The organism is Streptomyces rhizosphaerihabitans (assembly GCF_025399795.1).
Taxonomy (GTDB): Bacteria; Actinomycetota; Actinomycetes; order Streptomycetales; family Streptomycetaceae; genus Streptomyces; species Streptomyces rhizosphaerihabitans.
The window spans coordinates 1-345 of sequence record NZ_JAODTZ010000204.1 but is presented as its reverse complement, the minus strand read 5'-3'; the positions used below and the strand labels follow the sequence as shown (position 1 = coordinate 345).

At 69.6% G+C, this 345-nt stretch carries 1 pseudogene; it reads left to right on the top strand.

Annotated features, from left to right (window positions below):
- Positions 1–84: 84 nt before the first annotated feature.
- Positions 85–345: pseudogene (locus N4G66_RS45420) on the top strand (hypothetical protein); the annotation flags it as partial.

Genomic DNA, 345 nt, shown 5'->3' with positions numbered 1-345 from the left:
TTCCGAATCCCGGGTGTACTGGGCGATAAGCGATGTGATGACCCGTCGACTGACCGGCACCTCCACCCCGTCCTGGCGCGGCGCGTGAGCGGCGACCCACAGCAGACCCTCGGTGCCCTGCTGGCACGTCTGGAGGTCCGCGAGCGGCAGATCGCTGTGGAAGCGGAGGCCGCTCACGAGCAGATCGCGCAGCTGACCGCGCTGCTGGATGGACTCGCCCAGGCCGCCGAGCACATCACGATCACTCGCAAGACGCTCCTGGAACTGCCCGACGAAACGCCCTCGGCACCGGCCGCACCGACTCCGGCCCTGCCCGGCGGCCCCGCCTACCAGCAGATCATGGCT